Origin of the sequence: Actinoplanes sp. OR16 (genome assembly GCF_004001265.1) — a bacterium.
Taxonomy (GTDB): Bacteria; Actinomycetota; Actinomycetes; order Mycobacteriales; family Micromonosporaceae; genus Actinoplanes.
Genome location: NZ_AP019371.1, coordinates 4,143,727 through 4,155,517 on the forward strand (window position 1 = coordinate 4,143,727; position 11,791 = coordinate 4,155,517).

Sequence of the window (11,791 nt, forward strand, 5' to 3'; positions counted from 1 at the left end):
TCGGAGCGTCACCGCCGGTGTGTTCGTGATCGCGGGTTACCGTGCGGGACATGTATGGGGAGGATGTGCTCGCGGGCGGCCGGCGGCGCCGGAAGCCGATACCGGAGGTGGATGCGGAACCGGACCTGGTCGTCGAGGACGCCGACTCCGGGTTCTGCGGCGCGGTCGTCGGTTTCGAGCTGGGCGCGGTGGTGCTGGAGGACCGGTTCGGGAAGCGCCGGAACTTCCCTCTGACACCGGGTGCGTTCCTGCTCGACGGCGTGCGCGTCACTCTCAGGAAGGCCGCGCCCAAGGCGGCACCGGGACAACGAAGGATCACCGCCTCCGGCTCGATCGCCGTGGACAACGTCAAGGCGCAGGTGGCGAAGGCCAGCCGGATCTGGGTGGAGGGCATCCACGACGCCGCCCTGGTCGAGCGGATCTGGGGCGACGACCTGCGCATCGAGGGTGTCGTGGTGGAGCCGCTCGACGGCATCGACGATCTGGCAGCGGCGGTCGCCGAGTTCCGGCCGGGGCCGCGGCGCAAGCTCGGTGTGCTCGTCGACCACCTGGTTCCGGGTTCCAAGGAGAGCCGGATCGTCGCCGCCGTGAAGCACCCGGACGTGCTGGTGACCGGTCATCCGTACGTGGACATCTGGCAGGCGGTGAAGCCGGAGCGGGTCGGTCTGCGTGCCTGGCCGGTGATCCCGCCGGGCCGTCCGTGGAAGGAGGGTGTCTGCGAGGCGGCGGGTGTCCGCGAGCCGGCCGACATGTGGCGCCGGATCCTGGGGTCGGTCTCCAGTTACAAGGACGTCGAGACGCCGTTGATCAACTCGATGGAACGGCTGATCGATTTCGTCACCGTGATGGAGGACTGAGCGCAGCCCCCATCCGGGCGGCGGCCTCGATCAGACGGTCCGGGGGGTGGGCCGCGTAGCCGATCACGAGGCCGGGCGGCCCGGGGCGCTGCCGGTGCCAGGTGAGCGGGTGGACCAGCACCCCGGTGGCCGCGATCCGTTCGGCGAGGACCGTGTCGGGCGTGTCGCCGTACCCCTCCAGCATGACCAGCAGGTGCAGGCCCGCGGCCACGCCGGTCACCCGTGAGCCGGGCAGGTGCGTCCGGAGCGCGCCGAGCAGCGCGTCCCGGCGGCGGCGCTGCCGTTCCCGGACCGCGCGCAGGTGACGTTCGTAGTCACCGGAGGTCAGCAGCTCGGCGAGGACCAGCTGCGGCAGCGCCGGATTGCCGAGGTCGGCGGCGTGTTTCGCGGCGAGCAGCGCGCCCTGCATCCGGCGGGGCGCGACGAGCCAGCCCAGGCGCATCCCGGGCGCCAGCGATTTGGAGACGCTGCCCAGGTAGGCGACCCGTTCCGGCGCGGATCCCTGGATGGCCGCGACCGGCGAGCGGTCGTAGCGGTGCTCGGCGTCGTAGTCGTCCTCGATGATCAGTCCCGGCCAGGCGAGCAGCGCGCGGCGGCGTTCCGGGCTGAGCACGACGCCGGTCGGGAACTGGTGGGCCGGCGTCAGCAGCACCGCTTCCAGGCCGGTCAGCGCGTCGGTCCGGATGCCCTCCTCGTCGACCGGCACGCCGATCGGCCGCGCTCCCCAGTAGGCGATCTGGTCGGTGGCGCCGCGCGATCCGGGGTCCTCGACGCCGATCTCGGTCACGCCCTCGGCTCGCAGGACCCGCGCGAGCAGGGCGAGACCTTGCGCGACGCCCGCGGTGACCACTACGTCGTCCGCTTCGGCCCGGATTCCCCTGGTACGGGCTAACCAGCCCACCAACGCGGCGCGGAGCCGTGGCACGCCGCCCGGGTCGCCGTACCCGAGATCGGCATGGGTCACGCCGCCGAGCACCGTCCGCTCGGCCCGTAGCCACGCGGCGCGGGGGAACGCCGACAGGTCCGGCACGCCGGGGGAGAGGTTCAGATCGATGCCGTCCGGTGTGGAGAGCGGCAGCCGCAGCTCGTCGAGGGTCTGCCGCCGGTCGACTGCCGGTCGCCGCGTCTCCGGGCGGCCGGTGATCACCGTGCCCGAGCCGGTCCGGGCCGCGGCGATGCCCTCGTCGGCGAGCCGCTGGTAGGCCTGCACCACGACACCGCGGGAGATGCCCAGCTCTTCGCTCAGGGTCCGGGTGGCGGGCAGCCTGTCGCCGGGGACGAGCCGGCCGGCGGTCACGGCGGCGCGCAGGCCGTCGGTGAGCCAGGCGGTCAGTCCCTTGGCGGGTGCGGTGTCCGGCCGCAGCTGAAGGAAGTCCGAGCCGCTGATTGGTCCAGCTCCTCGCGTACGAATTGGTCCTCGAACCGAACCATATCCCGGCGGAGGATCGGGGCGTGAAAGCGTTACCCGTGATCTCCGGAGCCGCCGGCATGGTCTTCGTCGGCGGCAGCGTGGCCGTGTCGGGGCATCTGGCCGGCGCGCCTCTGTTCACCGTGCAGGCTCTGCGGTACGCCGTCGCCTGCCTGTTGCTGCTGGCCTGGGCCCGGGTCACCGGCGCCCGGGTCCACCGCCCCCGCGGCGCCGAATGGCTCTGGCTGCTCGGCGTCACCGGCACCGGCCTGCTGCTCTTCAACGTCGCGCTGGTGCGGGGCGCCGGCCACGCCGAACCGGCGGTGCTCGGCGTGGCCGTGGCCTGCGTGCCGATCCTGCTGGCCGTCGGCGGCCCGCTGCTGGAGGGCCGCCACCCCGCGGCCCGGGTGCTGCTGGCCGCCGCCGTCGTGACGGCCGGCGCCGCGCTGGTCCAAGGTCTGGGCCGGGCCGACGGGACGGGTCTGGCGTGGGCGTTCGTGACGTTCGCCTGCGAGGCCGCGTTCACCCTGCTCGCGGTCCCGCTGCTGGGCCGGCACGGTCCGCTCGGCGTGTCCGTCCACACGACCTGGCTGGCGGCGGTCCTCTTCGGTGCCGCCGGCGTGCCGGCCGAGGGCCCGGGCGCGGTGTTCCGGCTGACCACCGCCGAGTTGCTGGCCGCCGCCTACCTGGCGGTCGCGGTGACCGCGCTGGCGTTCCTGCTCTGGTACACCTGCGTCGACCGGATCGGGGCGGGCCGGGCCGGGCTGCTCACCGGGGTGGCGCCGATCAGCGCCGCGGCGGCCGGCATGGCGCTGGGCGGGCCGGCCCCGGAACCGCTGGTCTGGCTCGGGATCGCGACGGTGGCGGCGGGCCTGGCACTGGGCCTCACCGGACGATCGGCGCGCCGAGCGGTGGTGACGGTGCCGTGACTACTGTTTCCACGCGTGAACCTGATCGGACAAGCGGTGGGCCTGTTCGCCGTCACGAACATCGACGACATCCTGATCCTGTCGCTCTTCTTCGCGCAGGGCGCCGGCCGGCCGCACCTCACCCGGACCATCGCGGCCGGGCAGTACCTGGGCTTCCTCGGCATCCTCGCGGTCGCGGTGCCGGCCGCGTTCGGGGCCACCTTCCTCCCCGATGAGGTCATCCCCTATCTGGGCCTGCTCCCGATCGCGCTGGGGGTCAAGGCGGCGGTGCAGTCCTGGCGGCACCGCCACGACGAGGAGGAATCGGCGGAGGGCGGTACCGGGCCACGGGTGCTCGAGGTCGCCGCGGTGACGTTCGCTAACGGCGGCGACAACATCGGCGTCTACGTGCCGGTCTTCGTCACCGCCGGTGCGGGCGGCATGACCGTGTACGTCGCGGTCTTCGGAGTCCTGGTGGCCGTCTGGGTGGCGGCCGCTTCCTCGCCACCCGGCCGGTGATCGCCAAGGCGCTGAGCCGCTGGGGACACGTGCTGCTGCCCGTCGTCCTGATCGGAATCGGTCTGCTGATCCTGATCGAGGGCCTCTAGGACGGAGGAGAGGCCGGCCGGCCCCTCCTCCGTTTCCGCTCAGGCCTTGTCCACCTGGTTGCCGCCCGCGTAGTCGGCCCCGCCCAGCGCCGCCGTCGGCGGGACCTGCGGCAGCGCCGACGACGACGTCTCCGCCTCGGCGGCCCGCACCTCGGCGTTCAGCCTCCGGGCCTCCGCTTCGGCGGCCTCGGCGGCTGCCGCGGCCTCACGCTCGACGGCTGCCGAGTCGACGCCGGCCGCCGGCACGTCGCCGGCCATGTTGGCGAGACCGCCCAGCGCGCCGCCCAGACCCTCCAGGGCCTTGGTCAGCTCGGTCGGGACGATCCACACCTTGTTCGCCGAGCCGTTCGCGATCTGCGGCAGCGACTGGAGGTACTGGTACGCCAGCACCTTCTGCGACGGATTCGCCTGGTGGATGGCGTCGAAGACGGTCCGGATCGCCTTCGCCTGACCCTCCGCCTGCAGGATGCGGGCCTGCCGGTCACCGTCGGCGCGTAGCACCGCGGCCTGCTTCTCGCCCTCGGCGGTGAGGATCTGGGCCGCCTTGTGACCCTCGGCGTTGAGGATCGCGGCACGGCGGTCCCGCTCGGCGCGCATCTGCTTCTCCATCGAGTCGCGGATGCTCGGCGGCGGCTCGATCGCCTTGATCTCGACGCGGGTGACCTTGATGCCCCAGCGGCCGGTGGTCTCGTCGAGGACGCCGGAGAGGTGTTTGTTGATCTCCTCGCGGCTGGTCAGGGCGCGTTCCAGGTCGAGCGAGCCGATCACGTTACGCAGGGTGGTGACGGTCAGCTGCTCTATCGCCTGGAGGAAGTGGGAGATCTCGTAGGTGGCCCGCACCGGGTCGACGACCTTGAAGTACAGCACCGTGTCGATCGAGACGACCAGGTTGTCCGAGGTGATCACGGGCTGCGGCGGGAACGAGACCACCTGCTCGCGCATGTCCACCTTGGTACGGACCGCGTCGACGAACGGCACCAGCAGGTTCAGGCCGGGCGAGAGAGTGCGCTTGTACTTGCCGAGGCGCTCGACCACGTCCATCCGCTGCTGTGGGACGATCCGTACCGACTTCACGAGGGTGGTCACCGCGAAGACCGCGATGACTATGACGAGCACCAGGATGATGGCTTCCATGACGCCTCTCTTCTCAAAGGGTGTTGCTAGACGTCGGGGACGTCGTCGCGCCAGACCAGAACGGTGGCGCCCCGAACCTTCACGACCCGCACCCGCTCGCCGGGCTGGAAGTCATCGGTGGCGTCGAACGAACGCGCCTGCCACAACTCGCCGTCGATCTTGATCATGCCTCGGGACTCGGTCACCTCGTCCACGACGGTGCCGCGCACGCCTTCCATCGCCTCGACGCCGAACGGCGTGTCGCCGGTCTCGATCGCGGGGCGGGCGTGCCGCATCACGATCGGCCGGACTGCCGCCACCGACAGGCCGGAGACCAGCGCGAAGACGATGACCTGAACGAGCAGCGGAGCCCCGATCGCGGCCGCGCCGGCGGCCGCGGCGGCGCCCGCCGCGAAGAAGATGACGAGAATCGTCGCGGTGAAGGCCTCGCCGATCACCAGCGCGATCGCGAGGACGATCCAGAGTACGGCTTCCACATCCACGATCGTGGCACGTCCACGCACGTCCGGCACATGACGATTTGGCGTAGCCGAATCGTCATCGAACAGTTAAACCCGTCAGTCCCCCCACCGAGAGGTTCCACCGTGTCGCTGCTTCCGGAGACCGCCCGCCGCGTGGACGAGATCGCCGCCCGGGCCCAATCCGCCGGCCGGGTGCCGTCGCTCGCCCTCGCGGTCGTCCGGGACCGGGCCGTGCTGCACTTCGCGGCCGCCGGTGAGCAACCCCGCCCGGACCCGAAGACGCAGTACCGGCTCGGTTCGATCACCAAGACGATCACCGCGACGCTGGTGATGCAGCTGCGCGACGAGGGGTTCTTCGCCCTGGACGACCTGCTCTACCGGCACCTGCCGGGCACCCCGATCGGCGGGGTGACGCTGCGGCAGCTGCTCGGGCACGTCTCCGGGTTGCAGCGCGAGCCGGACGGCCCGTGGTGGGAGCGCAACCCCGGCGGTACGGCCGACCAGCTGCTGGCCGGGCTCACCTACGAGAAGCTGGCCGGCGCGCCGTTCCGCCGGTACCGCTACTCGAATCTGGCGTACGGGCTGCTCGGCGCGGTCCTCGAACGGGTCACCGGGCAGAGCTGGATCGAGCTGGCCGGCAAGCGGGTCCTCGATCCGCTCGGGATGAAGCGGACCACCTACGCGCCGGTCGAGCCGTACGCCAGGGGTTACGTGGTGCACGACCTCGGCGGCGCCCTGCACGAGGAGCCGCGGCCGGACACCGGGGCGATGGCGCCGGCGGGCCAGCTGTGGTCGACCGTCACCGACATGGCCAAGTGGGCCGGGTTCCTGGCCGATCCGGCGCCGGCCGTGCTGGCCCGGGAGACCGTCGACGAGATGTGCACGCCGGTGGTCCTCAGCGACCTGGAGTCGTGGACCTCGGGGCACGGGCTGGGGCCGCAGCTGTTCCGGGTCGGGGAACGGGTCTACGTGGGTCACGGCGGTTCGATGCCCGGGTACGTGTCGCACCTCGCCGTGCACCGCCGCAGCCGGCTCGGGGTGATCGTGTTCGTGAACGCCTACGGCCTGAGCGGCGATCACGTGCGGGACGTGGCGCTGCGGACCCTCACCACCGTGCTCGACGACGAGCCTTCGGCCGTCGTGCCCTGGCGTCCGCCGGTCGTCCCGTCCGGGGAGGCCGCCGAGCTGTGCGGGCGCTGGTGGTGGATGGGCAGCGAATACGAGGTGGTCCCGGACTCGGAGGCGCTGGTGATGACCGGTCCGCATCATCGGACGCGGTTCGTCCGCGAGGCGCCGGACACCTGGCGTGGCGTGGACGGGAACAACGAGGGCGAGTTCCTGAAGGCGGTCCGCTCGGCGGAGGGCGCGGTCGAGGCTCTGGACATCGCCACGTTCGTCTACCGCCGCGAGTCGAGCCATCTGGCATAAACACCGACTTATCCTTGCTTTTCGTGAAATGGCCCACACTGTCGCGGGGTTTGGCATGCTCGTCGGAGGAACGGGCCCCACAGGAACAGGCCCTGGTGAACAGGCGGAGCCATGAGCATCAGCCAACGTCAGACCGCAAGTGGCCGGCCGCTCCGGGTGGCGCCGGCGTGGGTCGGCGCGCCCACCGCCATGGCCGGACCGGAAACGATCGGGCTGGACACGGTGCCGGTCCGGGATGCCGTGTGGATCTGGTCGGTACGCCGGTACGCCCGCCTCGCCCTCTGGGCACTTCCGGTCGCGGCCGTCCTCTACGGCTGGCTCACCCTCGGCGTCACCAGCGCACCCGGACCACTCGCGGTACGGCTGCTGGCCGGCTGGCTCGCCACCGTGTCGCTGATCGCCCTCGCCGGATTGCTGGCCGGGTCACGTACCCGGCGCTGCGCCCTCGCCGGCCTGCTCGTGACCCTCGCCGGATCGACCACGCTGGTGCCGCTCGCCGCGCTGCCCGAAGAGGCGGTGATCGAGAGCGCGCCGATCGTCACCGGTCACGTGCCCGCTCTCGTGACCGCGGCCGGGACGATCACCGGGATCGGGTTGCTGCTGCTCGGCTGGGCGGTGTTCCGGTCGAAACTGGTCAACCCGGCCGACGGCGTCCTGCTGATGCTGGCGGCCGTGGCGATCGGCTCGGAGTCCTACTCCGCCAAGCCGGTGCCGACCGTCGGCGCGCTGCTGCTGCTCGCGGCCGGGATGGGCCTGGCCTGGACCGGCGGCCGTCTCCTCCCGAAGGCATAGCGGAAACGCGATCAGACCGAGGCGAAGCGCGGAGCGGAAACGCGATCAGACCGAGGCGAAGCGGGCGGCGAACGCCACCGCTCCCATATCGCCCTCGCGCAGCCGGTCGGCGATCTCCGCCTCGCCGATCGACTCCAGGGTGCGCACCGCGAACCGGATCGCCTGCGGCTCGCGGCGAAGCAGCTGGCGGGCCAGCCGGGACTGGGTGGAGCGCAGCGTCGCGAACGCGCACATGTCCAGCGCCTTCACGAACTCCTCGGTCAGGGTTCCGGCCTGCGCGTGCTCGACGACCAGGCTCTGCAGCCAGTCCGGCCAGTAGCCGTACTTGCCGAGGACCCGGCCCGCGTAGATCGCCTCGGAGGGGGTACGGCCACCGCTCAGCAGCTGCGCGGTCACGTTGACGTTGAGGTGCGAGACACGCAGCGCCGAGACGAAGATCCGCAGCAGCGCCACCGCACCGACCCGGGACTCCATCTCGGCGGCCGCGCGGGCGTAGTCGCCGTCGATCACCCAGGACACCGCCAGCGCCTCGGCGAGCGTGGCCTGGTCGACGTCGCGGACCGCCAGGCGTTCGATCGTCTCGCGGAGCCGGTCGGCGGCGGCGAGGTACCGGTCGTGCAGGCCCTCACTCTTCGGCTTGTTGCGGTAGAGGATCGTGATGTCGGCGGCGATGTCCGCTTCCCGCTGCAGCAGCTGTGACGTGATCTTCGGCAGCAGCAGCTCGGTCAGCCCGGTCGTGAGGATCGCCTCGTCGAACCGTTCGGTGGCGGTCTCGAACTGCTTCCACCACTCGACGGGGTGCGTCACGGCGATGGCTTCAGCAGTCATGGCCGTCTGATCGGCCGGGGGACGGCCGGGTTGCTGTTATCCGGAGCAATTCACAGAAAACAGGGCCGCCTCCCGGTCGGGGTAGAGGGCGAACATGCCGTCCAGCTTCATCGTGTGCAGGACGGTCAGCACGAATCGGGACGGCGCGGCCAGCGCGAACCGGCCGCCGTGCTGCTTCGCCTCCTGGTGGGCGCGGACCAGCAGCCCCAGCCCGGCCGAGTCGATGATGTGCACCTCCCGCAGGTCGACCACCACGTCCAGGCCCTCCGCGGCCGCTTCCATGAGCGCCGGGCGGATCAGCTCGGCCACCTCGGTGTCGAGGTCGGCGGGGGGAGTGACGATCACGGTCATCGGTCGTTCCTCGCGGTCACCGCCACGGCGGCCAGTCCGGCGCCGGCGAAGAGGATCTGCAGCATGAACTCGACGAGGGTCAGGCTGGTGCGTTCCGCGTTGGACAGCCTGGTGACGACGCTGGCCAGCACCGCCGCGCCGACCCCCGCCGCGAACGGCAGCCAGAGCGGCAACCCCCGGCGACGCAGCGGCACGAGCGCGGCGAGGCCGGCGACGACGCCGACCGCCACCGCGGCGGCCAGGCTCACGGCCGTCATGCGAACCTCCAAGAGCGGAGAAGGGCCTGGGGATCTCACAGCCTGGCCCTCCGGCTTGGCGATCCCGGCCCGCGGCCATGACAGTTGGGTGACAAAGTCGTCGTCTCGCGCACCTGATGGGCAACCGGGCGTTCCGGGCGGCATCATGCGGATATGACCGCCGTGCTGCTGATCGAGGATGACGACCGGATCCGGCTGTCGTTGTCCATGGCCCTGGAGGACGAGGGATACACCGCGTACACCGCGGCCACCGCCGAGGAGGGGCTCGCCGAACAGCGCCGCCGTCCCGCCGACACCGTCCTCGTCGACCTGATGCTGCCGGGGATGGACGGCTTCGAGTGCATCCGCCAGCTGCGCCGTGACACCGAGGTGCCGATCATCGTGATCAGCGCCCGGGACGACACCCACGACGTGGTGGCGGCGCTGGAGGCGGGCGCCGACGACTACGTGATCAAGCCGGTGGCGATCAAGGAGCTGGCCGCGCGGCTGCGGGCTCTGCGGCGCCGGGCCCAGGTGACCGCCGCGGCGGCGCCGGCCACGCCCGCGGCGACCGTCTTCTCGTTCGGTGATCTGCAGGTGAGCCCGGACGCCGGCGAGGTGCGGCTGAACGGCACCGCCGTGGCGGTCACCAGGACCGAGTTCCGGCTGCTCTGCGAGCTGGCCGCGCACCCCGGCCTGGTCCTGTCCCGGCAGCAGCTGCTGCAGCGCGTCTGGGGCTACGAGTTCGGCGACGAGCGGGTGGTGGACGTGCACGTCGGCCGGCTCCGCCACAAGATCGAGGTGGACAACAAGGAGCCCCGCCACCTGGTCACGGTGCGGGGCCTGGGATACAAGCTGCAGCCGTGAAGCCGATCGGCCTGCGTGCCCGGGTGAGCGCGGCGTTCGCCGTCGGCGCGCTGCTGCTCTCCGCCTGCGTGAGCCTGGTGTCGTACGAGCTGATCCGCAGCACCCTCTTCGCCGAGCGGGAGCGGACCGCGGTGCGGGCCGCGTACTTCGACGCCACGGTGGTGAACGCCGGGGTCACCGGGCCGTCCCCGGACGTCTCCGAGGCGCTGCGGGCGCTGGACACCGGCGCCGACCGGTACGTCCTGCTCCAGATGGGCGGGCAGTGGTACTCGCGGACGGCCGAGCCGGCGGCCGGGTCGGCGATCCCGGTGAAACTGCGGGAGATGCTCGGGCGCGGTGAGGCCGGCGCGCAGCGGATCAACCGGGACAACGGGCCGGCGCTGGTCGTCGGAGTGCCCCTGTCGGGTTCGGCGTCGTTCTACGAGATCGTGTCGCTGCGCGAGCTGGACCGTACGCTCCAATTGCTCGCCCTGGTCCTCGCGGCCGTCGCCATCATGGTCGCGGCCGGAGGCGCGGCCGTCGGCTGGTACGTCACCCGGTACGCCCTGCGGCCCCTGACCGTGGTGGCCGGCGCGGCGCGGGAGGTGGCCGCCGGCGATCTGGGCACCCGGATCGACCCGGACACCGAACCCGACCTGGCCACTCTCTCGCTGGCCTTCAACGACATGGCCGACCAGCTGGCCCGCCGGCTGGAACGCGACCGCCGGTTCGCCGCGGACGTGAGCCACGAGCTGCGGTCGCCGCTGCAGACCCTGGAAGCGGCGGTCAGCGTGATCCAGCGGCGCAAGGGCGGCCTGGACGAGCGGTCGGCGGCGGCGGTCACGCTGATCGCGGCCGAGGTGAACCGGTTCCAGGATCTCGTCGACGACCTGCTGGAACTGGCCCGCAGCGATCAGCCGGTGCAGCGGGAGCCGGTGGAGGTGGCCGAGCTGGCCCGCGCGGTCTGCCGGTCCCGGGGCCTGTCCGGCGATCTGGTGGTGATGCTGCCGGGAACACCGGCGACCTGGCGGGTGGACCGGCGCCGGGTGGAGCAGACGCTCGGCAATCTCATCGACAACGCGATCCGGTACGGCGGAGGCCCCGTGGCGATCAGGCTGGGCTCGGCGGACGGGCGCTGCTTCCTGGAGGTGGACGACGAGGGTCCCGGTGTCGCCGAGGAGCATCGCCCGACGATCTTCGACCGGTTCGTGCGCGGGCCGGCGGCGAACGCCCGTGGCGGCGGCGACGGCACGGGTCTCGGGCTCTCGATCGTGGCCGGGCACGCGGCGGCGCACGACGGCCGGGTGACGGTGGGGGACCGGCCGGGCGGGGGAGCGCGGTTCCGGGTGGAGCTGACGTGCTGAAGCGTCTCTCCCTCGCCTGCGTGTTCCTGGTCGCGAGCTGCGGAATCCCGGCCCAGGACGAACCGCACGAGGTCACCCTGCCCCGGGACGGGCAGAACACCGCGACGGCCGGTCCGGCGCCCGGCGGTGAGGTCGCCGAGGTGCTCTGCCTGGTCCGCGACGGCCGTCTCGTGCAGACGGTCCGCCGGGTCAGTTCGGTGCCGACCCCGCAGAAGCAGCTCGACGACCTGACCGCCGGCCCGACCACCGCCGAGCGCGGCCTCGGGCTGACGACGGCGCTCGCCGGGATGTCGCTGTCGGCGCGGGACTCCGGTGACGGCGTGACGGTCGAGGTGACCGAGGCGGAGGATGCCGGCAGCGCCCGCAGCGACGAGGTCCTCGCGTACGCACAGATCGTCTGCACGCTCACCGCCCGGGCCGACGTTGCGTCGGTGTCGTTCACTCAGGGGGGAGAGCCGCTGCAGGTCCCGCGCGCCGACGGGTCGCTCACCGATCGTCCACTGCGGGGATGGGACTACAGCTCGCTGATCGCCCCTGCCTAAAAGTCACGAACCTGTCGTGCTTCTGGGG

General features: G+C 72.1%; 14 protein-coding genes. 8 read left to right on the forward strand and 6 right to left on the reverse strand.

Going from position 1 to position 11,791, the window contains the following annotated elements; all coding sequences use genetic code 11:
* Window positions 1–50 precede the first annotated feature (50 nt).
* Window positions 51–857 carry a DUF3097 domain-containing protein gene (locus EP757_RS19245; protein ID WP_127547956.1) on the forward strand — a complete coding sequence of 269 codons (807 nt, stop codon included), beginning with the start codon at window positions 51–53 and terminating at the stop codon, window positions 855–857.
* Here EP757_RS19245 and EP757_RS19250 read toward each other — a convergent pair.
* Entirely contained in the window at window positions 838–2,268 is a 1,431-nt protein-coding gene (locus tag EP757_RS19250; RefSeq protein WP_197725566.1) for a PLP-dependent aminotransferase family protein, read from the reverse strand. The genes EP757_RS19245 and EP757_RS19250 overlap by 20 nt on opposite strands.
* A 41-nt stretch (window positions 2,269–2,309) precedes the next feature.
* On the opposite strand from EP757_RS19250, the gene EP757_RS19255 reads away from it, so the two are divergent.
* Together EP757_RS19255 and EP757_RS19260 are read left to right on the forward strand one after the other, a co-directional pair.
* Entirely contained in the window at window positions 2,310–3,194 is an 885-nt protein-coding gene (locus EP757_RS19255) for a DMT family transporter (protein WP_127547960.1), read from the forward strand.
* A gap of 15 nt (window positions 3,195–3,209) precedes the next feature.
* Entirely contained in the window at window positions 3,210–3,692 is a 483-nt protein-coding gene (locus tag EP757_RS19260) for a cadmium resistance transporter (protein ID WP_232050571.1), read from the forward strand.
* Between the two features lie 128 nt (window positions 3,693–3,820).
* Here the strand turns inward: EP757_RS19260 and EP757_RS19265 are convergent, their stop codons facing one another.
* Window positions 3,821–4,915, reverse strand: coding sequence for an SPFH domain-containing protein (locus EP757_RS19265; protein ID WP_127547962.1), 1,095 nt, complete (start codon window positions 4,913–4,915; stop codon window positions 3,821–3,823).
* 26 nt (window positions 4,916–4,941) lie between these two features.
* Window positions 4,942–5,391 carry an NfeD family protein gene (locus tag EP757_RS19270; RefSeq protein WP_127547964.1) on the reverse strand — a complete coding sequence of 150 codons (450 nt, stop codon included), beginning with the start codon at window positions 5,389–5,391 and terminating at the stop codon, window positions 4,942–4,944.
* 108 nt (window positions 5,392–5,499) lie between these two features.
* Between EP757_RS19270 and EP757_RS19275 the strand changes: the two genes are divergently transcribed.
* On the forward strand, window positions 5,500–6,804 hold the full coding sequence (locus EP757_RS19275; RefSeq protein WP_127547966.1) for a serine hydrolase: 1,305 nt from the start codon (window positions 5,500–5,502) through the stop codon (window positions 6,802–6,804).
* Window positions 6,805–6,915: 111 nt separating this feature from the next.
* On the forward strand, window positions 6,916–7,596 hold the full coding sequence (locus tag EP757_RS19280; protein WP_127547968.1) for a hypothetical protein: 681 nt from the start codon (window positions 6,916–6,918) through the stop codon (window positions 7,594–7,596).
* A 45-nt stretch (window positions 7,597–7,641) separates the two neighbouring features.
* Here the strand turns inward: EP757_RS19280 and EP757_RS19285 are convergent, their stop codons facing one another.
* Genes EP757_RS19285 through EP757_RS19295 form a run of 3 tightly spaced genes read right to left on the reverse strand, consistent with a single transcriptional unit; the run spans window position 7,642 to window position 9,032 of the window.
* The gene (locus EP757_RS19285) at window positions 7,642–8,424 is read right to left on the reverse strand and encodes a hypothetical protein (RefSeq protein ID WP_127547970.1); all 783 of its coding nucleotides are present in this window, start codon (window positions 8,422–8,424) and stop codon (window positions 7,642–7,644) included.
* Between the two features lie 36 nt (window positions 8,425–8,460).
* Window positions 8,461–8,775: an STAS domain-containing protein gene (locus EP757_RS19290; RefSeq protein WP_127547972.1), complete on the reverse strand. Its 315-nt coding sequence runs from the start codon at window positions 8,773–8,775 to the stop codon at window positions 8,461–8,463.
* A complete protein-coding gene (locus EP757_RS19295) occupies window positions 8,772–9,032 on the reverse strand; it encodes a GlsB/YeaQ/YmgE family stress response membrane protein (protein WP_127547974.1) in 261 nt (86 codons plus the stop codon). Before EP757_RS19295 ends, EP757_RS19290 begins: the two co-directional genes overlap by 4 nt.
* Window positions 9,033–9,185: 153 nt before the next feature.
* Between EP757_RS19295 and EP757_RS19300 the strand changes: the two genes are divergently transcribed.
* The 3 genes from EP757_RS19300 to EP757_RS19310 are packed head-to-tail and all read left to right on the forward strand — an operon-like array spanning window position 9,186 to window position 11,763.
* The gene (locus EP757_RS19300) at window positions 9,186–9,878 is read left to right on the forward strand and encodes a response regulator transcription factor (protein ID WP_127547975.1); all 693 of its coding nucleotides are present in this window, start codon (window positions 9,186–9,188) and stop codon (window positions 9,876–9,878) included.
* Window positions 9,875–11,221, forward strand: coding sequence for a cell wall metabolism sensor histidine kinase WalK (locus EP757_RS19305; protein WP_127547977.1), 1,347 nt, complete (start codon window positions 9,875–9,877; stop codon window positions 11,219–11,221). The genes EP757_RS19300 and EP757_RS19305 overlap by 4 nt, the downstream gene beginning before the upstream one ends.
* Complete coding sequence (locus EP757_RS19310) at window positions 11,215–11,763, forward strand: GerMN domain-containing protein (protein ID WP_127547979.1); 549 nt, start codon at window positions 11,215–11,217, stop codon at window positions 11,761–11,763. The genes EP757_RS19305 and EP757_RS19310 overlap by 7 nt, the downstream gene beginning before the upstream one ends.
* Window positions 11,764–11,791: the final 28 nt, after the last annotated feature.

What these genes read in the sequence shown, in the direction of transcription:
- EP757_RS19245 (WP_127547956.1), top strand. Translation starts at nt 51, where the DNA reads ATGTATGGGGAGGATGTGCTCGCGGGCGGCCGGCGGCGCCGGAAGCCG.
- EP757_RS19265 (WP_127547962.1), bottom strand. Translation starts at nt 4,915, where the DNA reads ATGGAAGCCATCATCCTGGTGCTCGTCATAGTCATCGCGGTCTTCGCG.
- EP757_RS19280 (WP_127547968.1), top strand. Translation starts at nt 6,916, where the DNA reads ATGAGCATCAGCCAACGTCAGACCGCAAGTGGCCGGCCGCTCCGGGTG.
- EP757_RS19285 (WP_127547970.1), bottom strand. Translation starts at nt 8,424, where the DNA reads ATGACTGCTGAAGCCATCGCCGTGACGCACCCCGTCGAGTGGTGGAAG.
- EP757_RS19290 (WP_127547972.1), bottom strand. Translation starts at nt 8,775, where the DNA reads ATGACCGTGATCGTCACTCCCCCCGCCGACCTCGACACCGAGGTGGCC.
- EP757_RS19295 (WP_127547974.1), bottom strand. Translation starts at nt 9,032, where the DNA reads ATGACGGCCGTGAGCCTGGCCGCCGCGGTGGCGGTCGGCGTCGTCGCC.
- EP757_RS19300 (WP_127547975.1), top strand. Translation starts at nt 9,186, where the DNA reads ATGACCGCCGTGCTGCTGATCGAGGATGACGACCGGATCCGGCTGTCG.